This is a genomic window from Burkholderia sp. Bp9031 (assembly GCF_003857965.1).
In the GTDB taxonomy this organism is placed as follows: domain Bacteria; phylum Pseudomonadota; class Gammaproteobacteria; order Burkholderiales; family Burkholderiaceae; genus Burkholderia; species Burkholderia ambifaria_A.
In genome coordinates, this window is the sequence record NZ_QTPW01000001.1 from 104,305 (window position 1) to 123,565 (window position 19,261).

Genomic DNA, 19,261 nt, shown 5'->3' on the forward strand with positions numbered 1-19,261 from the left:
ATGGAAGCCCATGCCCGGCTCGTCACGCGCGTACTCGCGAATGCGCCTCTCGATGAGTGATCAAAGCCGGCCGAGATGCTTGAATGTGACGACAACAGTGACGGGATGACGCGCCGACAGGCAACTGCGGCACAGTGCCCGCATTCAGTAGCGGCGCCGATCCTTCACCAGCAGCCCATCGGGTCTCCACCTTCCGGCATCGAGCGTCCCCAGCAGCATCGTGCGCGGGGGAGGCCCCTCCGGGTCGTGATAATGAACGGTGCGTTGCTGGATGCCCGTGATGACGATCACGTGACCGATTCGAGGCTGGTCGGGCCTGTCCAGAAAATGACCTGCGGCCCAGATCGGACCGGACTCGGTCAGTACCGCGGCGAGCCACTCGGGCGTAATGACCGTAGGCTGATCAAGTGGCACGAGTCCTTCAATGGCGCACAAGTCGGCGATCTTTTCCGGCGGGAGCCCCTGGTCCGCCTGCCATAGCGCCGGCATGCCCAGGCGCGGCCCAGGACGGTGGTAGTACGAAACCATGCACGCCGCGGCATACCAGCATGCGTTTTTCAGCGCTCTGGATCCTGACTTCGTTTTTTTTGCGCCGCTCTGATCGACCAGCGGCACGCTCAATCTGACGTCCACCATTTCGGGTCTCCAGACAGGAGGGATCCGTAAAAGTGTATGAAGAATCGGACGCGACGACAACCATCCCTGACAGGCAACCTCAGCGCGACGATCGGCTGCCCGCGGACGACGTTCGCTGGTCCGCGTTAGTTTGCATAAAGTTGTTCCAACCTTGGCGCAAGCACTGAAAACATTAGGTGGTGGCCCCGCATTAGCGGGGCTGCCGCCCCATTCGCTTTGCGGGAAAAGGCGCGTTCCGTCAGACAACTTCGAACAAACCGGCTGCGCCCATTCCGCCCCCCACGCACATCGATACGACGACGTAGCGCGCGCCGCGTCGTTTGCCTTCGATCAGTGCATGGCCGACCGTACGGGCACCGGTCATCCCGTACGGATGGCCGATCGAAATGCTGCCGCCGTTGACGTTGTACCGGGCCGGATCGATTCCCAGCTTGTCGCGGCAGTACAGCACCTGGCATGCAAATGCCTCGTTGAGCTCCCACAGGCCGATGTCGTCGACTTTTAGGCCATGAAGCTTCAGGAGCTTGGGGATCGCGTAGATGGGACCGATGCCCATCTCCTCGGGCGCATTGCCGACGACGGTCATGCCGCGATAGATGCCGAGGGGCGTTGCGCCGATCTGTTCGGCAGTCTTACCATTCATCAGAACGCAGGCGCTTGCGCCGTCCGAAAGCTGGCTTGCGTTCCCGGCGGTTACAACGCCACCGTCAACCACCGGTGCGAGAGAGGCAAGCGATTCGAGCGTCGTGCCGGGACGATTTCCCTCATCCTGCGTGAGCGTGACTTCCTTCCGCGACGTTTCGCCGGTCACTTTGTCGACGACCAGCATCTGAGTCGTGATCGGGACGATTTCGTTCGAGAAACGGCCTTCCGTTTGTGCCGCGGCAGTGCGAAGCTGGGAATCGAGCGCGTACTGATCCTGCACCTCCCGAGAGATCCCGTACTTGCGGGAAACGAACTCGGCGGTCTCGAGCATCGGCATGTATGCGGCGGGTTGCACGGCCAGCACGTTGGGATCCTGGTCGGCGCGCGTCCACTCGAAGTAGCGGGTCTGTACCGCAGAGATGTTTTCCTGGCCGCCCGCGACAACGACCTGCATCCCGTCGCACATGATCTGTTTGGCGGCCGTGGCGATCGCCATCAGGCCTGACGCACATTGCCGGTCAAGTGTTTGTGCGCCGACTGAAGCAGGTAGCCCGGCCGCCAGCACACCTTGTCGGGCGATATTGTTGCCGGCGGTTCCCGCGTTGAGTACCGAACCGATGACGGCGTCCTCGATGCGATCCGGTTCGATACCGGCGCGCAGTACAGCATGCCTGATTGCGTGACCGAGCAGGGTGGGCGAGTGCGTTAGGTTGAATGCGCCACGATATGCCTTGCCGATCGGCGTGCGCGCGGTGGAAACGATGACAGCATCAATCATATTGATATCCTAATAAATTAAACGAAAGCAACGAAATGGAGGTGTCTCACACGGGTCAGAACCAATGCTCCGGCATCGTCAGAGGGGTTGTTTCCACTGGATTGAGCACGGCGAGACACGCAGCTACCTTGGGCATTTCCCACCCGAAGAAGTAGTCGCACGCTGCGAGCTTGCCGCGATGGAAGTCGCTTCCGGTAGGGCCGTTCTCGAGCGTGTTGGCCACGATCGCCTGGTCGAGCCAAAGCCAGCCGACGACGACATGGCCAAATGCTTCAAGGTAGGCAGCCGCATTCGCCAACTGGACTTCCGGGTCGTCGAGCCGGTGCAACGCGTCGGTGACGATGCGGATGCGCTCCCACGCGCATTCGAGTGTGCCGGCATGGTCCTGGAGCGGACGGATCGACCGTGCCCTGAATACCGTCGTGGCAATTTTCCTGTCGAGCGCTGTCATGGCGGTACCGCCGTTTGCGCGAGTCTTCCGACCAAGCAGGTCGAGCGCCTGAATACCGAATGTGCCTTCGTGTATCGGGTTGAGCCGATTGTCGCGATAGAACTGCTCGACGTTGTATTCGCGCGTGTAACCGTAGCCGCCATGAACCTGAATGGCGAGATCGTTGGCGACGAGGCCCCATTGGGACGACCAACTCTTGACGACGGGGGTGAGCAGGTCAAGCAGACAATGCGCCTCTTCGCGGTCGTTGACGTCTTCTTGCGAATGGATATCGTCGCTAAGTCGAGCCGCATACAGACACAACGCGAGTGCACCGGATACATATGCCTTTTGCGCGAGCAGCATGCGCCGGACATCGGCATGACGAATGATGGGGGCCTGTCCTGATGCGGGCGATCGGTCACCGCGTGTCCGGCCCTGCAGGCGCGTCTTCGCATAATCCAGCGAGTGAAGGTAGCCTGTATAGCCAATCGCGGCGGCGCTGAGGCCGACCGAGATACGCGCCTCGTTCATCATGTGGAACATGTAGGCCAGCCCTTTGCCGGGCTCGCCAACGATCTCCCCGATTGCGCCCGCTTCGCCTTCCGGACGGTAGCGACCCTCACCGAAATTCAGCAGGCAATTTACAGTGCCGCGGTAACCCATCTTGTGATTGATACCGGCGAGTACGACATCATTTCGCTCGCCAGGCAGTCCGTCGGCGCTGATCAACTTGCGCGGTACGGTGAAGAGCGATATCCCTTGAACGCCCGGAGGAAGTTGCCCGTTTTCATCGGGAATCTTTGCCAATACCAAGTGGACAATGTTCTCGGAAATCTCGTGATCGCCACCGGAGATCCACATCTTGTTGCCGAACAGGCGGTAGCGGCCGTCTTTACTCGGAACCGCGCGCGTGCGGATATCTGCAAGACTTGATCCGGCTTGCGGCTCCGACAAGCACATCGTGCCAAAACATCGCCCTTCCGCCATGGCCTTGACGTAGTGCTCCACCCGGTCTCGCTCGCCGTGGGCCATTAGCAAATTGGCGTTGGCGATGGTAAGAAACGCGTAGCCTGCAGTTCCCGGATTGGCTGCCAGCAAATACGCCATGCCGGCCCGTTCCACGGTGCTCGGCAGGCTCATGCCGTTCCATTCGTTGGGGAACGAGGCGCTGATCAAGCCGGCGGCCGAAAATGCACGCAATGCGACACCCACTTCCGGGTTGATGGTGACGCGTTCTCCGTCAAATGCGGGTTCGTTGCTGTCGTTCTTTTTGTTATGCGGCTGGAAGAGATCCGTGGCAAGCGATTCGTATACATCCAGCACGGATGTGTAGTCGAATCGGTCCTGCCCGGCAAACCGTTGCCGACGGGTAAGAGATTCGACCTGCAGCCAGTCGAAAAGAATGAACTCCACGTCGCGACGGGAGAGGGTGAGTTCGCTAGTCATGGAATCGAATGAGTGAGTATCTAGAGTCTTGGCAAGTTTTCGAATTTCTTCAATAAATTCTGGAATGCGAAATTACTGTTTCAAATCGATCGAACCGGGAAACATTCAGGGAAATTATGAGTTGATCGGCATCATCCACTCCGCCACGATGGCTGGCTTGTGATGGTTCTTAATTTCCACCATTACGCCAACGGTCAACTGGATGCTCGTGATGTTTCGCATCGTGACCTGCTTCAATGTGAAGCGCACGCTGTTCAATCTGAAATTGATCTAGTTCTGCTGCCTTTTGACCTCGGGGAGAGCGTTGGAAGCCCACTCGGAAAGCATCGAAAGCGCGAGAAACCCGTAGGCGATGGTTTCGACGGACGATCTTGCGCGTGCAAGTTCCTCATCCACATAAATCGATTGCCGGTCACTGTGAAGTCGACAAACTTATTGATCGAAGGCTGATCAATGGAGAACCATTCGGATACGCCCAGTTCCGTGTCGACGAGGGGCGACAACCGGGGTAGAGCAAGCCGGGTGCTTGCATGGCGCCGCCCGTCAGCCGCGTGGCCCCTCAGATCGCGGTCAGGTTTGCGTGCAGCCGTCCCGGACTCGTCACGCATCGAAATGCTCCTTCGTATTCGCAGAGGCGATGCGGGCCTTTTTGAGCTCGAGATCGCCCTGGGCAACACCGGATGAAGGAACCGTCTCGCCGCTGCGGTTCGTCACCTCGTCGAGGCGTTGGGCGAGCTGGTGAGCGACCTGGTCGCCGGTCCCGAGATGGATGCCGGGCGTCAAGGTGATATGTGCGGCCTCGAAGCTGCCCGCGCCTGCGCACAGGACCAACCGAGTAGGTGCCTCTTCACCGGCAAGCACCGCGACGGCGGGGCTGACGGACGCAGGCGACAGCGTGTCGAGGGTGTCCGCCGACATCAGGCCTTCGAGCATGCGTGTACCGGCCGTCGGAGCAAGGCAGTTCACGCGGATGTTGTATCGCTCGCCTTCGATGGCCAGTGTCTGCATCAGGCCGACCAGCGCCATCTTCGCGGCACCGTAGTTCGATTGCCCGAAATTGCCGTACAGGCCCGACGACGAGGTCGTCATCACGATGCGACCGTAGCGCCGTTCCCGCATGGATTCCCACACGGCCTTCGAGCAGTTGACCGCGCCCATCAGGTGAACGTCGATCACCGCGCGAAAGTCGTCGAGCGTCATCTTGCTGAAGCTCTTGTCGCGCAGGATGCCGGCGTTGTTCACCAGGATATCGACATGACCCCAGCGCGAAAGCGCTTGGTCGACCATGTGCTGAACCTGTTCGGAATCGGTAACCGATGCGCTGTTCGCGACCGCCTCGCCGCCGGCAGCGACGATTTCGTCGACGACTCGCTGGGCGGCCGTGGCGGAGCCGCCTCTGCCGTTTACGTCGCTGCCCAGGTCGTTGACCACGACCTTTGCCCCCAGCCGGGCAAGCAGCAGCGCATGCTCGCGCCCGAGACCGGCGCCGGCGCCGGTCACGATCGCAATGCGATTCGTCAGGTCAATCTTCATGGGTTGTCTCGTTGGTGATGATGTGGTGGCCTACGACGAATAAACGCGCATTCATTCCGCGTTTGTCGCGACATATGGGTGATCTATTACACGTATCAGGAGGTGGCAGGCATGGAGCCATTCGCGGAGGTTTTCGGTGGGAAGGCATGCTCATGCCTGATATGGTCAAATGATCAAGTCCTATGATCGGTGAAGTTAACATGGTGTTCATCGGTGGTCGATCGTGGTTAACCCGTCGCTTTCCGAAGCCTGCAGTAATTGAAAGGCACGAGGTCGATCCGACGCGGTCGAGTGGAGTGTGCCCCCTGAGTTGCGAAACGAGCCGTGAACCGGAATAGATCGACGTATAGCTGAGGCCCGAATTTCGATTTGAGAGGGAAGCTCGAGAGGGAAGCTCGATGGACCAGACAGGGCCGAAGATTCCTGTTCGGGTATTGCGCCAGTTGTGCTATCTCGTCTGGTCTCGAGACGACCAGAGGTGACGCAACAACAACGCCTCCAGAGAGGGATGAATGCGCGAACCAGAGTTGGCGTCTTGCGGAGGCCACGGCCATCGCGTTGCCGTTGGCCGCGACGATGAACCGGAGAGCCGATCGGTTTATATAGGACTCTGGATCTTTTTGCCGACCGATATCCGAAGTTTCGCGCGACTGCGAACCATGTTCGCACGCTGCCTTTTCCATCATGGCGACGCCGTTTAGAAGCGAGTGGGGAAATTCCCCATCTGGTTCCGGTCGGAACTCGACCGGAACCAGAGTGAAGGGCGTGAGGAAAATAGGGCGCAGGCCGGGATCGAAGAACTAGTCGCGCGAGTTCCGGGAAGCGGCGGCGGGGCAGGTCGAAATTTCTTTCCCTTTTCTAAAGCGACCGGAGGCGGCATGAACCCCGTCGCTGTCATGCAAACACATCGGCAACATATCTGCCATGCTCCCGCTCCATCGTGTCAATCCACGCGCTGGCGCTTTCATCGTTCTCTCCAGTTGCCTCCTGATAAATGCGACCAAGCGTGGCACGTACGGCAGGCGCCATATTCTTTCCATCCCCGCAGACAAAGACGGTGGCACCTTGCGCAAACAGTGCGGCGATTTTCTCGCGTTCCAGCCAGACTTTGTCTTGAACAAAGCGAGCACCTTCCTCCGGGCGGTTTGAATAAGCCGGCATCACTTCGACCACACCACATCGTGCCCATTCGCCGAGTTCGTCGCGATAGAGAAAGTCGACGTCAGGGTCATCGATCCCGAAGAAGAGTAACGACGTGCCGACGTTCTCTCCCCGCTGTTTCTGTAACGCGCGCTCTTGCAGAAAGCCGCGGAATGGGGCAATACCGGAACCCGCGCAGATCAGAATCATCGGAAGATCGGGTTCGGCTGGCGGTCGAAAGCGTGCATTCGACGGCCTGACCGCAACGGACAGGCTGTCACCCGTGTTGAGTCGCGCGAGATACGACGACGCCACCCCTTCATGACGACCATTGCCGGAGAGCGCCGGTGCATCGACCACTGCTACCGTCAGCGTGACATGGTCTGCCTTCCAGAGCGGGGAAGACGAGATCGAGTACTGGCGTGCTTTCAGCGCGGGCAGCATATCGAGGAACTTTTCGAACGACAGATCGACGGAGCCGAAGCGTTCGAGCAGATCCATGACGGTTGTCCGCTTTCCCAGAATCTCGCATTCGAAATCGTCGGCGCTCAGGCGCTCGAGCTCGACCTTTTCGGGCGGGCAACGCGTGGCCGCGGCCAGGCTGGACACTTGTGATCGAGTTGCGGGAACGGCGAGTTCGACATAGCTCGAAAACAGTTCACCGCAGCCGATTGCCTGGCCGAGCGGAAGGCGTGGATTACTCGACGTTCCTTCGATCACCACTTGAGTGTCCCAGCTCACGCGAAATCGACGCAAGACGCGATCGACGTTATTTTTCGAGTTGCGGGGCAGAACGGCCAGGTAATCTCCCGACCGGTAAGTCATCGCTTCCGGAAGTTTCAATTCAATATGCTTTTTGGAGCGGCTGCCAGCCACGCTAATATCAACCAGCTCTCTATTGTCGACGATGGACGCATGCGCCATGTCGCCGATATTCAGCACTTTTTCACGGGAACTGTCGGCGAAGCTTACTTTCAGTGCGACATCGTTATGTTGAACGACCGAGACGTCCTTCCCGGCGCTGATCGCAAAGCGATTCCACATTTCGGAATACCAACGGTCGAATTCACCAAAGAAGTCGCCACCGGAATCGAGCTCGCCTCTGAAGTGCACTCTCGTCGCACCGGCCTTCTCGAGCGCTTCATCGACTCGCTTGGGAATCGCCTGGTATGTCCGTGCCCATTGTTTGTTGCCGCACCCAAGAACCGAAAAATTCACGCCGTCCAGCGCACCGTCATCCAGCGCTTCGACATACGGGACGAATGATTTGGCGTTGTCCGGCGGCTGGCCTTCGTAGGAAGCGGTGACGATCACAATTGCAGGATATCCGTCGATTTTTCCTGCGAAGTCGTCGAGGGGAGCGCACGTGGCGTGAAATCCGTGACGACTCGCGTCCCCTGCAATACGTCTAGCAAAGGATTCGGCGGAACCTGTATTTCCCCCAAAGAGGACGAGCATGTTCGACAGATCTTCGCCGGCAGGGATCGACTGAAGCGGGGCGACGCTGGTGCTTTGAGCGCTCGGGGGGGCGTGAAGGGCCGTATCGGGCACTTTGAGCGCACCTCGGGCCCGCGGTTTCACGTTCACCCGGAAACCGGTCGGCTTCAGCGTGAGCGTTTCGGCGACATTCAGCTCGTAGTTCGGATCTGCGAAAGAGAAATCGAATCGCTGCAGCAGCATGATCAGAACGAGATGGGCTTCCTGCATGGCAAAAGGGCGGCCGATACAGGCACGCGCACCATTGCCAAAGGGTTTCCATGAATTGGGGGGAAGCTGCTCCGCATTCTCCGCTGCAAATCGCTCCGGACGAAACGCCTCGACGTCCTCGCCCCAAACGCTCACATCCCGATGCAACATGGGCGTCAGGATCATGATGATGTCGTCTGGAGAAACGGCATATTTCCCGCCGAACGTGGTGTCGGCGAGCGGTGTCACCGCGAATGCCGGCGCCGTCGGCCAGATTCGCAACGTCTCCATGAGGATGTGTTCGATGTAGCGAAGTCGTGCGAGATGCTCGATCCGCGGTGTCTCGCTACCGACGATTTCGTCGACCATATCTCGCGCTTTCTGCAAGATATCCGGGTTCTTGAGAAGAAAATAGGTCGCAAAAGACAGCAGCCCGCTGGTCGTTTCATGTCCGGCGATGAGAAATGTGATCATCTGGAAGACGATATTCTCATCATCGAGTTTCTCTCCCGTCACCGGATCGATGCCGTTCAGCATTCGGTCCAACAGGTCCATCGACTCTTCGTTGTCGTGCGGGTTCTTCCGCCGGTCTTCGATCATTTTGGTCGCGAGCGATCGCATGACTTCAATGTCCGCGTCGAACTTTCGACTGCGATTGACCATCAACTTCGAAACAAGTTTTGGTCGCAACTCGCGCTTTCCCGCCTCGCTGAGGGTGTTGACCATGGCATCGACAAACGGATGCTGGTCTTCACGGTAGAAGCTGTTGAAACGACAATCAAACGCACAAAGGGCAATCGTATCGAGCGTCAGTCGAGTCATGTGATCGGACACATCGACCGGGGTCTCCGGGCCGAACCGCTCCCAATGGAGAAACATCTGGTCAGCGATGTCGACCATTTTGTCGAACATCGACCAGATACTGAGCGGGCCGAACGCCTGCATCAGCACACGATGCGCTTTTGCCCAATTCGGTTCGTCACTGAATGCCGTAAATAACCCGTCCCCGATCGCGGGTCTAAGCTCGAGCAGAGATTGGTGTACACACTTCTGAAATCTGCTTTCATCACACACTTCATTCACAAGTGCTTGTCCGCTGACAACGTAGTAACCTTGCCCGAACACCTCGAACCAATAGACCGGCCCGTAAGTGCGTGCAAGATCCATCATCTTTGCAAGCGGGGACGGCCCGAGGACCTCCATCAGATGACCGATGACGGGTTTCAGGGGCGGCTGGGGAACGAGGGCGGAGGATTTCATTTCAATAGCCTTTCAGAGGTATGTCGGAGCATCGCATCTCAATCTATTGAACAAATGTAAAATAGACAAAACCACGTGTCCAGATCTTTTTATGCCACCTGATGTAAGCCCTAATCCCGCCGATCCTCGCTTTCAACGGAGTTACGACGCTCTCGTTCGTGCCGTGAGCGAACTGCTCGATGAGGCGCCGCTGAGCAAACTCAGCATTGCTCAATTGGTGCAGCGCGCGGGCGTCGCGCGTCCTACGTTCTATCAGCACTTTCCCGACCTTCAGGCTGCCGCTCAGCGGGCGGCGTTGGTGAGGCTCGACAACGCTTTTGCGTTCGTCGAGGAGCAAGGCAAGCTGCTGAACCCACCGAATGCCGCTTTCGTCAAGTCAATGGAGGTGGAAACCGCGCTGATTCTTGAGCATCTGCATGCGCATGAGCCGTTCTATCTGACCGTATTCAACGACGCGGCGACATCGGCGTTTTTCGATGAATTGGTGACGTTCGTTGCCGGCCGCCTCCTTCCGCCTTATGAAGGAGTCCGAACGGAAGCGGAGCAGGATTGCCTGACGGTGCTTGGCGGTGGATTGGTGTGGGCGGCGGTGCACTGGCTTCGCCAGGGCGCCATGCGCGAGACCCCGGAGGCAATGGCCAAGCGAATGGCCAGCACCGCGACGACGATCCTCGACGCTTTCGGCCTTACGTTCGGATTCGCGCAGGCGGGTCCAGCGTAGCGGGAGGCACGGTGGGTGGCCAGGTTGCTCGACGTACGCCGCTCACGTGTCGAATCGAACGCTCGTCGTTGAGCATCAAACGAATTTGAACTAATTGCGGCCTGAACCTGCGGCGGCTTCCGACTAAACTGCACTTCTCTCGGGGCGGGGAGAATTCGGGTCTGCCTCCTTGGTTGTTTCCTTTCTCGGCAAGTACGAGAACGTTCGAATAAGGAGGGCCTGATATAAAAGCAGTCGTATCTCACGGCATCGACGACATTCGCATCGACACGGTGCCCGATTCCGAAATCAATGCGGCGGCCGACGCGATCGTGTGCCTGACGGCCAGATCTGCCGCACCGACCTGCACATGGTGTGCGACACGTTAGGCGGGATGAAGCCGGGCACGATCCTCGGCCATTAAGGTGTCGGCATCGTCGAGACCGTTGGGCGCGACGTGCGCAACCTTTGGCGCGGCGATCGTGTGCTGATTCCATCGACGAGCGCATGCGGCAGTTGCGCGTACTGTCGCGCGGGCTACACCGCGCAATGCGACGTCGCGAACCCCGGCAGCCCAAGTGTGGGTATCGCGTTCTTTGGCGACCCGGCCGACAGCGGCGCGTTCAACGGGCTGCAGGCCGAGTACGCGCGTGCCGCTTGCGCACGCAAGCCAGATCCGGCTGCCCAATGCAATCGACGACGATCGCGCGATCCTGATGCCGGACATTTTTCGCACCGGCTGTTTCAGCGCGCAGCTCGCGGAAGAGAGCGCGGGCGACACGGTCGCCGTGTTCGGCACTGGACTGGCCAGCCAGTTCGCGATCGCGATCCCGTGACGGTATCCAGCAGTCCAGCCGCCTTGCGTTACTCAGCGCCAGATTGGGCCGCCCGATCCACCGCGCAACCGAGTGCGCCGCGTCAAACTCGGCCGACTCGGCCGACTCGACGGATTCGTCCACCATCGTCTGCACCTGACCGATAAGTTTCGAGAGGCCGACCGGGCGCTCGGTTTGCCCGGATCGCCTCCTCAACTTCACGCGGTGCGCCGATGCGGGCGAGTGCATCGTTATTCATGGCATTCGGCCGCGCGGCATGCAATTCGTAGAACACCGTGCGCCTGGAGTGCGCTTTCCGCTCGCGTCGTCGCGGCAGGAACAACTTTGTGCAAACGGACGGCGCGAGCGCGGCATCGCCGAAGATCAACCAGATCTCGACATTATAGAAATAATGTCAAATCAATAATGGCGGATGATTGGATATTTATCGGTTTACGTTATATTATTCACAAAACCACAGAGCGAACCGCCATGTCAGACCTCGCTGCCGACGAATCCCGCCTGATCGCAGAAATCGACCGCCTGAAGGCCGATTTCCCGAAAACCCGCGAGCTATATCGCGAGGTCTGCGCATTGATGTTCTTCCGCTTCGGCATCACGCCCACCGCGAACCGGCTTTACCAGCTCGTGCGCAAGGGCAGCATGAGCACGCCGACGGCGGTGCTCGGCGAGTTCTGGGCCGAGTTGCGGGAAAAGAGCCGCGTGCGCATCGAGCATCCGGACTTGCCGGCCGATCTGCAGGCGGCAGCGGGCGAACTCGTCGCCGCGTTGTGGAGCCGCTCGACCAACGATGCCGCCGCCGCACTCGATGCATTGCGCACCGAAGTCGAAGCCGCGCGCGTCGCGGCAAAAGCGGAAGTCGCTGCGCTGCAAGCCGACCTGTCCCGCACCGAAACCGCGCTGGAGCAACGCACGGGTGCATTGCTGGCGGCGCAGGTACGTATCCAGGAACTCGAACAGGCGAGGGCGGCCGACGAGGCATCGCGCCGCGCGCTGCAAGCGGAAGTCGACCGGCTGAAGTCCGACAACGCGGACGCCGATCGCGCGCTTGCACAGGCGCGCGCCGATTTCACGTCGCAGCTCGACCGGCTGCGCGACGACGCGGGCCGGGCCGAGGAGCGCCTGCGCGCATCGGAGAAGCGAGCGCTTCAGGAAATCGATCGCGAACGGCTCGCTGCCGCACGGCTGCAAAAGGAACTCGACGCAGCCACCACGCGCGCCGAACAGCGCGATACGCAGCACCGCAAGGATCTCGCGGCGCTGCAGACGCAACTGGCCGACACGCAACACCGCTGCGGCATGCTCGAAGGCCAGCTCGACGGTGCTCGTGCGGCCAATGCCGCGTATGTCGGCGAGCTCGACGCGCTGCGCGCCGAACGCACGGCGCGCCCGCCCGTGCGCAGGGCGCCGGGTCGACCTGCCGGCGGCAGCCTGCGGGCGGCAAAGCCAGTCGCCAGGAAGCGTGCCCCCAAGCTCGCGTGACATGCGCGCCACGGTGCGACGACAACACGTCCGCGACGCGGCGCGATTCGGGTAAAGTGCCGCTCAATTCACCGGCTCGGCGTTACTAGACGACCGGTCTAATCGTTGCTAAGATACGCCATCATGAATGCATCTTCGGGCGCGGAAGTCCGCCAGCACATCCTGAATATCGCGAAGCCGATCATGCTCCACAAGGGGTTCTCGGCGGTCGGTCTGAACGAGATTCTCGCCGCGGCGGGCATCCCGAAGGGCTCGTTCTACCATTACTTCGGCTCGAAGGAGGCATTCGGCGAGGCGCTGCTCGAATCGTATTTCGATGGCTATCTCGAGCATCTCGACAACCTGCTCAAGCATCAGGCCGGCACGGGCGCGCAGCGCCTGATGACGTACTGGGGCAACTGGCTGCACACGCAGTGCGCGGACGATCCGGAGGGCAAGTGCCTCGCGGTGAAGCTCGGCGCGGAGGTGTCCGACTTGTCGGAGGCAATGCGTGCGGTCCTGCGGCGGGGCACCGGCCAGATCATCGAGCGGCTCGCGGGCGGAATCGAGGCTGGGCTGGCCGACGGTTCGCTGGGCGGCGTCGACGATCCAGCCCATACGGCCGCGATCCTCTATGAGCTGTGGCTCGGCGCAACGCTGCTGGAGAAGATTCACCGCAACCGCAAACCGCTCGAGCGCGCGATGCTCGAAACACGGCGGATGCTGAACCTGCCGCCCGTCGAGCCCGACGGCGTGCAGCCGTAACCCGGGCGCGCATAGGCGCGCCTTGTTTTTGCATGGACTCTAGACGACTGGTCTACTCACGCTGAAGTCCGATTGCTTTACCCGCGAGGCTGCGGCTGCGCCGGCCGATTCGCCGACACGGCCGCAATCTCGCGCACGGCGGTTGTCGATCATTGATTCGATCGTGCCCGTTGCACATCCATTCCTGTTGACGGAGGTTCCCATGCCGCAGAGCAAGGCAGCAAACCGCAGAATCATCCTGAACGCGCGCCCGGTCGGCGCACCCACCCCGAACGACTTCCGCACCGAGACCGGCGACGTGCCGGTGCCCGGTGCCGGTCAGGTGCTGTTGCGCACGGTCTGGCTGTCGCTCGATCCGTACATGCGCGGCCGGATGAGCGACGCGCCGTCGTATGCGCCGCCGGTCGAACTCGGCGACGTGATGGTCGGCGGCACGGTCAGCCGTGTCGTCGCATCGAACCTGAGCGCGTATCGCGAAGGCGACCTGGTCGTCGCGAGCGGCGGCTGGCAGGACTATGCGCTGTCCGACGGCAGCGATCTCATTCCACTTGGCCGTGACTTCGCGCATCCGTCGCATGCGCTCGGCGTGCTCGGCATGCCCGGGTTCACCGCGTACACCGGGTTGCTCAAGATCGGCGAGCCGAAAGCCGGCGAAACCGTAGTCGTCGCCGCCGCGAGCGGGGCGGTCGGCGCCGTGGTCGGCCAGATCGCGAAGCTGAAGGGCTGCCGCGTGGTCGGCGTCGCGGGCGGCGCCGACAAGGTCGCATACGTGAAGGACGCGCTCGGCTTCGACGCCTGCATCGATCACCGCGATCCGCAATTCGCGGCCAAGCTGAAGGAAGCCTGCCCGAACGGCATCGACGTCTATTTCGAGAACGTGGGCGGTGCCGTGTTCGACGCGGTGTGGCCGCTGCTCAACGATCATGCGCGCGTGCCGGTGTGCGGCATCATCGCGCATTACAACGACGCGGCGTACGACGACACCGCAATGTCGAGCGGCCGTGACCGCGTGCCGGCACTGATGGGCACCCTCCTGCGCAAGCGCATCCGTATGCAGGGTTTCATCATTCTCGATCACTATGCGACCGGCTATGCGTCGTTCCTGAAGGAGATGAGCGAGTGGGTCGCGCAGGGCAAGGTGAAGACGCTCGAGGATGTCGTCCCCGATCTCGCCGATGCGCCGAATGCGCTGATCGGCTTGCTCGCCGGCAAGAATTTCGGCAAGGTCGTCGTGCGTGTGGGGCCGGACGAACTGGCCTGACACGACACGTCCGCTTGCACGCTGGCGTCGCCCGACGCCGGCTTGTGGCATGCTCGATTCCCTTTCCCAAGGAGTAAAAACATGGCGCTTTATGTGATGGCTTCGGTGTTTCCGAAACCCGAGCACGCGCAGGCCGTCGAGGCCGAACTGCGCGGCATGGTCACGGCAACCCGTGCCGAACCCGGCAACCGCCGCTACGACCTGTTCCGCGAACAGGACGGCTCGCCGGCGCTGCACCTGTTCGAGATCTACGACGATCAGGCCGCGTTCGACGCGCACCTCGCGAGCCCGCACTTCACCGCATTTCGCATCAAGTCGGCCGACTGGTTCTCGGCGCCGCCCGTCATCAAGGTGTTGTCGGGCATCGACGCGGCCGAATAACCCGCGCTGAACCACCGCCGCGGCTCGCCCCCGGCCGGGCCGCGCGGCAGCCGCCGCGTGCCGCGCCGCGGCGGCGAACCACCCGGCGCGCCGGTCGCGCCGCTTCCCCAATACACCGGCCCCGGAGGCTGAATGGTCACCCTCAATATCAACGGCGAGAACCGTACGGTCGACGCCCCCGACGACATGCCCCTGCTCTGGGTGCTGCGTGACGTCGTCGGCCTGACCGGCACGAAATTCGGCTGCGGGATCGCGCAATGCGGCGCGTGCACCGTGCATCTCGACGGCGTCGCCGCACGCTCGTGCGTGCTGCCGGTCGCGGCCGTCGCAGGCCGCAAGATCACGACGATCGAAGCCGTTGGCGCAACGCCGGCCGGGCAGAAGGTCCAGGAGGCGTGGCGCGAGCTCGACGTCGTCCAGTGCGGCTACTGCCAGTCCGGGCAGGTGATGGCGGCCACGGCACTGATCGCATCGAACCCGAACCCGAGCGACGCCGACATCGACGCGGCGATGGCCGGCAACATCTGCCGCTGCGGCACGTACAACCGGATTCGCGCGGCGGTGAAGCATGCTGCGAAGGGAGCCTGAGATGAAACAACCTCCACGCTCACTTTGTTCTCTTGGGGGGGCGCAGCCCCCCCATCTCCCGAACGCACATCCATCCGAGTTTGACGCGGCTCTGCGGAGGCTGACATGTCGCAAGGACTGATCGATGCAGGTCGGGCCGGCGCGGGCGTGTCGCGCCGTTCGTTTCTCAAGGCGGGCATGTCGCTCGGCGCGGCGGCGGGCGGCGGCCTGCTGCTCGGCTTCAGCATGCCGGCAGCGGGCGACGACGCGCGGCGCTCGGTGATCGGCGGCGATGCGGACGAAAGCGCGCGCGCCGGCGTATTCGCGCCGAACGCGTTCGTGCAGATCGACCGCAACGGCAAGGTCACGCTGGTGATGCCGAAAGTGGAAATGGGCCAGGGCGTCTACACGGCGCTGCCGATGCTGATCGCCGAAGAACTCGAGGTGCCGCTGTCGAACGTCACGCTCGACCATGCGCCGCCGAACGAGAAGCTGTTCCTCGATCCGCTGCTCGGCGGACAACTGACGGGCGGCTCGACGTCGGTGCGCTACGCGTGGGAGCCGCTGCGCCGCGCCGGCGCGACCGCGCGCACGCTGCTGATCGCGGCGGCCGCGAAGCAATGGAACGTCGAGCCTGCCGCCTGCCGGGCCGAAAACGGCGAAGTGCAGCACCCGCCGAGCGGCCGGCGTGCATCGTACGGCCAACTCGCCGCTGCCGCGTCGAAGCTGCCGGTGCCGAAGGACGTCGCGCTGAAGCAGCCGGCGGATTTCAAGCTGATCGGCAAGCCGGTGAAGCGGCTCGATTCGCCGGAGAAGGTCGACGGCACCGCACAGTTCGGGCTCGACGTGCGTCTGCCCGGCATGCTGTACGCGGTGATCGTGAACAGCCCGGTGTTCGGCGGTACGGTCGCTAGCGTCGACGATACCGCGACGAAGAAGATTCCCGGCGTGCGCCAGGTCGTGCGCGTCGACAACGCGGTCGCGGTGGTCGGCGATCACACGTGGGCCGCGAAGCGCGGCGCATCGGCGCTCGTCGTCAAATGGAACGAAGGTGCGGACGCGAAGGTGTCGATGAAGGACATCGTCGCCGATCTCGCGCAAGCCGCGGCAAACGGCAAGGGTGCCGTCGCGCGCAAGGACGGCGACGTCGGCAACGCGTTCGCGAACGCGAAGACGCGCATCGATGCCGTCTATGAGCAACCGTTCCTCGCGCACGCGACGATGGAACCCGTGAACTGCACGGTGCAGGTGCGCGCAGACGGTTGCGAAATCTGGGTCGGCACCCAGGTGCCGACCCGGGCGCGCGATACCGTGCAGCGGCTCACGGGCCTCGCGCCCGACAGAATCGTCGTGCACAACCATTTGCTCGGCGGTGGCTTTGGCCGGCGCCTCGAGACGGACATGATCGGACAGGCCGTGAAGGTCGCCAAGCAGGTCAACGCGCCGGTGAAGGTCGTGTGGACGCGCGAGGAAGACATCCAGCACGACATGTATCGCCCGTACTACTACGACAAGATCTCGGCCGGCCTCGACGCGAACGGCAAGCCGGTCGCATGGCAGCACCGGATCGTCGGCTCGTCGATCATGGCGCGCTTCGCGCCGCCCGCGTTCAAGGACGGCGTGGATCCCGACGCGGTCGAGGTTGCAAACGACCTGCCGTACGACCTGCCGAACCAGCTCGTCGACTACGTGCGCCAGGAGCCGCGCCACATCCCGACCGCGTTCTGGCGCGGCGTCGGGCCGACGCGCAGCACCTTCGTCGTCGAGAGCTTCATCGACGAACTGGCCGCGCAGGCCAAGACTGACCCTGTCCAGTATCGCCGCGCGCTGCTCGACAAGACGCCGCGGGCGCGCAACGTGCTCGACGTCGCGACGAAGGCGGCCGGCTGGGGCACGCCGCTGCCGAAGGGGCAAGGGCGCGGCGTATCGGTGATGCACGCGTTCGGCAGCGTCTTCTCGATCGTCATCGACGTCGCCGTGGAGGATGGCGAAGTGCAGGTCAGGCGTGCCGTGTGCGCGGTCGACTGTGGAATGTATGTGAATCCGAGCACGATCGAGGCGCAGGTTCAGGGCGGCATCATCTTCGGGATCACGGGCGCGCTGTATGGCGAGATCACGATCGAGGACGGCCGCGTCGTGCAGAGCAACTTCACCGACTACCGGATGATGCGCATCAATGAAACGCCGCCGATCGAGGTTCATCTCGTGAAGAGTGGCGACGCGCCGGGCGGGATCGGCGAACCGGGCACCGCCGCGACCGCGGCGGCCCTGTCGAACGCGATCTTCGCGGCGACCGGCAAGCGGCTGCGCAAGCTGCCCGTCGGCAGCCAGCTGAAGACGGCCTGAGGGGAGGGACGAATCATGCGAAACCTCGCCCCGCATCGTCTGAAACACCTGAATCGCGCTGCCCGCACGCTCGGCGCATCGCTGCTCGTGCTGCCGGCGCTGATGGCCGGCACGGCGGCGCAGGCCGCGCAAACGGCGCCGGCCGACAGCGCACTGGTCGCACGCGGCGCGTATCTCGCGAAAGCGGGCGACTGCGTCGCGTGCCATACCGCGCCGCGCGGCGCGCCGTTCGCCGGCGGCCTGAAAATGGTCACGCCGATGGGCGCGATCTACACGACCAACATCACCCCCGATCCGGACACCGGCATCGGCGGCTATACGGAAGCCGAGTTCGCGGGCGCGCTGCGCGCGGGCGTCGCGAAGGACGGCCATCGCCTGTATCCGGCGATGCCGTATCCGTCATACGCGAAGCTGCGCGACGACGACGTGAAGGCGCTGTATGCGTACTTCATGCACGGCGTCGAGCCGGTGAAGCAGGCGAACCGTGCATCCGACATTCCGTGGCCACTCAACATGCGCTGGCCGCTGGCGCTGTGGAACGCGGTGTTCCTCGACACGACGCCATACGCCGACAAGCCGGCCAGGGACGCGATGTGGAACCGCGGCGCCTATCTCGTGCAGGGGCTCGGGCACTGCGGGTCGTGCCATACGCCGCGCGGCGCCGGCTTCCAGGAGAAGGCGCTGGACGAAAGCGGCGCGGCGTTCCTGTCGGGCGCGCCGATCGACAACTGGTTCGCGTCGAACCTGACCGGCGAGCACAATACGGGGCTCGGCCGCTGGAGCGACGCGGATGTCGCGCAGTTCCTGAAGACCGGCGCGAACCGGCATGCGACCGCGTTCGGCTCGATGGTGAGCGTGATCAACCACAGCACGCAGGAACTGACCGACGACGATCTGGCGGCAATTTCCCGCTACCTGAAATCGTTGCCGGCGGCGGGCGGCACGCTCGCGCCGCCTTACCGTTATGATCCGAAGGCGACGCAGACCGCGCTGGGCCGGCCGGCAAACGATCCGGGCGCAAAGGTGTATAACGCTTACTGCCTGCATTGCCACGGTGCGGACGGCCGCGGCTACGCGCCGCTGCTCGCGCCGCTCGCCGGGAACCCGAACGTGCTCGAGGCCGATGCATCGTCGCTGATCAACGTGACGCTGAACGGCAGCGACACGCTCGTAATCGGCGGCGTGCCGTCCGCGTATCCGATGCCGGCATTCGCGAACGAGCTGAACGACCGGCAGATCGCCGACGTGCTGACGTTCATGCGCGCCGGCTGGAACAACGGCGCACCGGCCGTGCTGGCGGCGGACGTCGCGAAACTCCGCAAGGCGACGGCGGCCGCGCGCTGAGCGCGGCCGATCGTGGCGGATGACGACGGGCATGCGTGCCGCG

The 19,261-nt window shown here is 62.5% G+C and carries 13 protein-coding genes and 1 pseudogene; 9 read left to right on the top strand and 5 right to left on the bottom strand.

All coding sequences use genetic code 11. The features are described 5' to 3' along the window. Nucleotides 1-144 precede the first annotated feature (144 nt). From DIE15_RS00520 to DIE15_RS00540, 5 genes are all read right to left on the bottom strand, one after another. Nucleotides 145-636, bottom strand: a complete 492-nt coding sequence (locus DIE15_RS00520) for a papain-like cysteine protease family protein (protein WP_082664736.1) — start codon at nt 634-636, stop codon at nt 145-147. Between the two features lie 238 nt (nt 637-874). Continuing rightward, the gene (locus DIE15_RS00525) at nt 875-2,059 is read right to left on the bottom strand and encodes an acetyl-CoA C-acyltransferase (protein WP_057927164.1); all 1,185 of its coding nucleotides are present in this window, start codon (nt 2,057-2,059) and stop codon (nt 875-877) included. A gap of 55 nt (nt 2,060-2,114) precedes the next feature. Then, nucleotides 2,115-3,938 carry an acyl-CoA dehydrogenase gene (locus DIE15_RS00530; RefSeq protein WP_124831934.1) on the bottom strand — a complete coding sequence of 608 codons (1,824 nt, stop codon included), beginning with the start codon at nt 3,936-3,938 and terminating at the stop codon, nt 2,115-2,117. 600 nt (nt 3,939-4,538) lie between these two features. After that, the gene (locus tag DIE15_RS00535; protein ID WP_124831936.1) at nt 4,539-5,471 is read right to left on the bottom strand and encodes an SDR family NAD(P)-dependent oxidoreductase; all 933 of its coding nucleotides are present in this window, start codon (nt 5,469-5,471) and stop codon (nt 4,539-4,541) included. 894 nt (nt 5,472-6,365) lie between these two features. After that, a complete protein-coding gene (locus DIE15_RS00540; RefSeq protein WP_124831938.1) occupies nt 6,366-9,557 on the bottom strand; it encodes a cytochrome P450 in 3,192 nt (1,063 codons plus the stop codon). A gap of 163 nt (nt 9,558-9,720) precedes the next feature. Here DIE15_RS00540 and DIE15_RS00545 point away from each other — a divergent pair, with 163 nt between their 5' ends. The 9 genes and pseudogenes from DIE15_RS00545 to DIE15_RS00590 all read left to right on the top strand — a co-directional run bounded on the left by DIE15_RS00545 (nt 9,721) and on the right by DIE15_RS00590 (nt 19,218). Continuing rightward, on the top strand, nt 9,721-10,278 hold the full coding sequence (locus tag DIE15_RS00545) for a TetR/AcrR family transcriptional regulator (RefSeq protein ID WP_244104796.1): 558 nt from the start codon (nt 9,721-9,723) through the stop codon (nt 10,276-10,278). 224 nt (nt 10,279-10,502) lie between these two features. Then, nucleotides 10,503-11,084: pseudogene (locus DIE15_RS00550) on the top strand (alcohol dehydrogenase catalytic domain-containing protein); the annotation flags it as partial. Between the two features lie 480 nt (nt 11,085-11,564). Beyond that, nucleotides 11,565-12,575, top strand: a complete 1,011-nt coding sequence (locus DIE15_RS00560) for a DNA-binding protein (RefSeq protein ID WP_124831942.1) — start codon at nt 11,565-11,567, stop codon at nt 12,573-12,575. A 123-nt stretch (nt 12,576-12,698) separates the two neighbouring features. After that, a complete protein-coding gene (locus tag DIE15_RS00565; RefSeq protein ID WP_057927209.1) occupies nt 12,699-13,319 on the top strand; it encodes a TetR/AcrR family transcriptional regulator in 621 nt (206 codons plus the stop codon). A gap of 202 nt (nt 13,320-13,521) precedes the next feature. Beyond that, on the top strand, nt 13,522-14,580 hold the full coding sequence (locus DIE15_RS00570) for an NADP-dependent oxidoreductase (protein ID WP_124831944.1): 1,059 nt from the start codon (nt 13,522-13,524) through the stop codon (nt 14,578-14,580). 81 nt (nt 14,581-14,661) lie between these two features. Further along, complete coding sequence (locus DIE15_RS00575) at nt 14,662-14,961, top strand: putative quinol monooxygenase (protein ID WP_057927210.1); 300 nt, start codon at nt 14,662-14,664, stop codon at nt 14,959-14,961. A gap of 132 nt (nt 14,962-15,093) precedes the next feature. Continuing rightward, nucleotides 15,094-15,549 carry a (2Fe-2S)-binding protein gene (locus DIE15_RS00580; protein ID WP_057927211.1) on the top strand — a complete coding sequence of 152 codons (456 nt, stop codon included), beginning with the start codon at nt 15,094-15,096 and terminating at the stop codon, nt 15,547-15,549. Nucleotides 15,550-15,654: 105 nt separating this feature from the next. Next, nucleotides 15,655-17,874, top strand: a complete 2,220-nt coding sequence (locus DIE15_RS00585) for a xanthine dehydrogenase family protein molybdopterin-binding subunit (RefSeq protein WP_124831946.1) — start codon at nt 15,655-15,657, stop codon at nt 17,872-17,874. A gap of 15 nt (nt 17,875-17,889) precedes the next feature. Beyond that, a complete protein-coding gene (locus tag DIE15_RS00590) occupies nt 17,890-19,218 on the top strand; it encodes a cytochrome c (RefSeq protein ID WP_185734317.1) in 1,329 nt (442 codons plus the stop codon). Nucleotides 19,219-19,261 lie beyond the last annotated feature (43 nt).

Coding starts and splice junctions, on each gene's coding strand:
- DIE15_RS00535 (WP_124831936.1), bottom strand. CDS start 5,471: ATGAAGATTGACCTGACGAATCGCATTGCGATCGTGACCGGCGCCGGC.
- DIE15_RS00580 (WP_057927211.1), top strand. CDS start 15,094: ATGGTCACCCTCAATATCAACGGCGAGAACCGTACGGTCGACGCCCCC.
- DIE15_RS00565 (WP_057927209.1), top strand. CDS start 12,699: ATGAATGCATCTTCGGGCGCGGAAGTCCGCCAGCACATCCTGAATATC.
- DIE15_RS00530 (WP_124831934.1), bottom strand. CDS start 3,938: ATGACTAGCGAACTCACCCTCTCCCGTCGCGACGTGGAGTTCATTCTT.
- DIE15_RS00570 (WP_124831944.1), top strand. CDS start 13,522: ATGCCGCAGAGCAAGGCAGCAAACCGCAGAATCATCCTGAACGCGCGC.
- DIE15_RS00585 (WP_124831946.1), top strand. CDS start 15,655: ATGTCGCAAGGACTGATCGATGCAGGTCGGGCCGGCGCGGGCGTGTCG.
- DIE15_RS00560 (WP_124831942.1), top strand. CDS start 11,565: ATGTCAGACCTCGCTGCCGACGAATCCCGCCTGATCGCAGAAATCGAC.
- DIE15_RS00525 (WP_057927164.1), bottom strand. CDS start 2,059: ATGATTGATGCTGTCATCGTTTCCACCGCGCGCACGCCGATCGGCAAG.
- DIE15_RS00520 (WP_082664736.1), bottom strand. CDS start 636: ATGGTGGACGTCAGATTGAGCGTGCCGCTGGTCGATCAGAGCGGCGCA.
- DIE15_RS00590 (WP_185734317.1), top strand. CDS start 17,890: ATGCGAAACCTCGCCCCGCATCGTCTGAAACACCTGAATCGCGCTGCC.
- DIE15_RS00575 (WP_057927210.1), top strand. CDS start 14,662: ATGGCGCTTTATGTGATGGCTTCGGTGTTTCCGAAACCCGAGCACGCG.
- DIE15_RS00540 (WP_124831938.1), bottom strand. CDS start 9,557: ATGAAATCCTCCGCCCTCGTTCCCCAGCCGCCCCTGAAACCCGTCATC.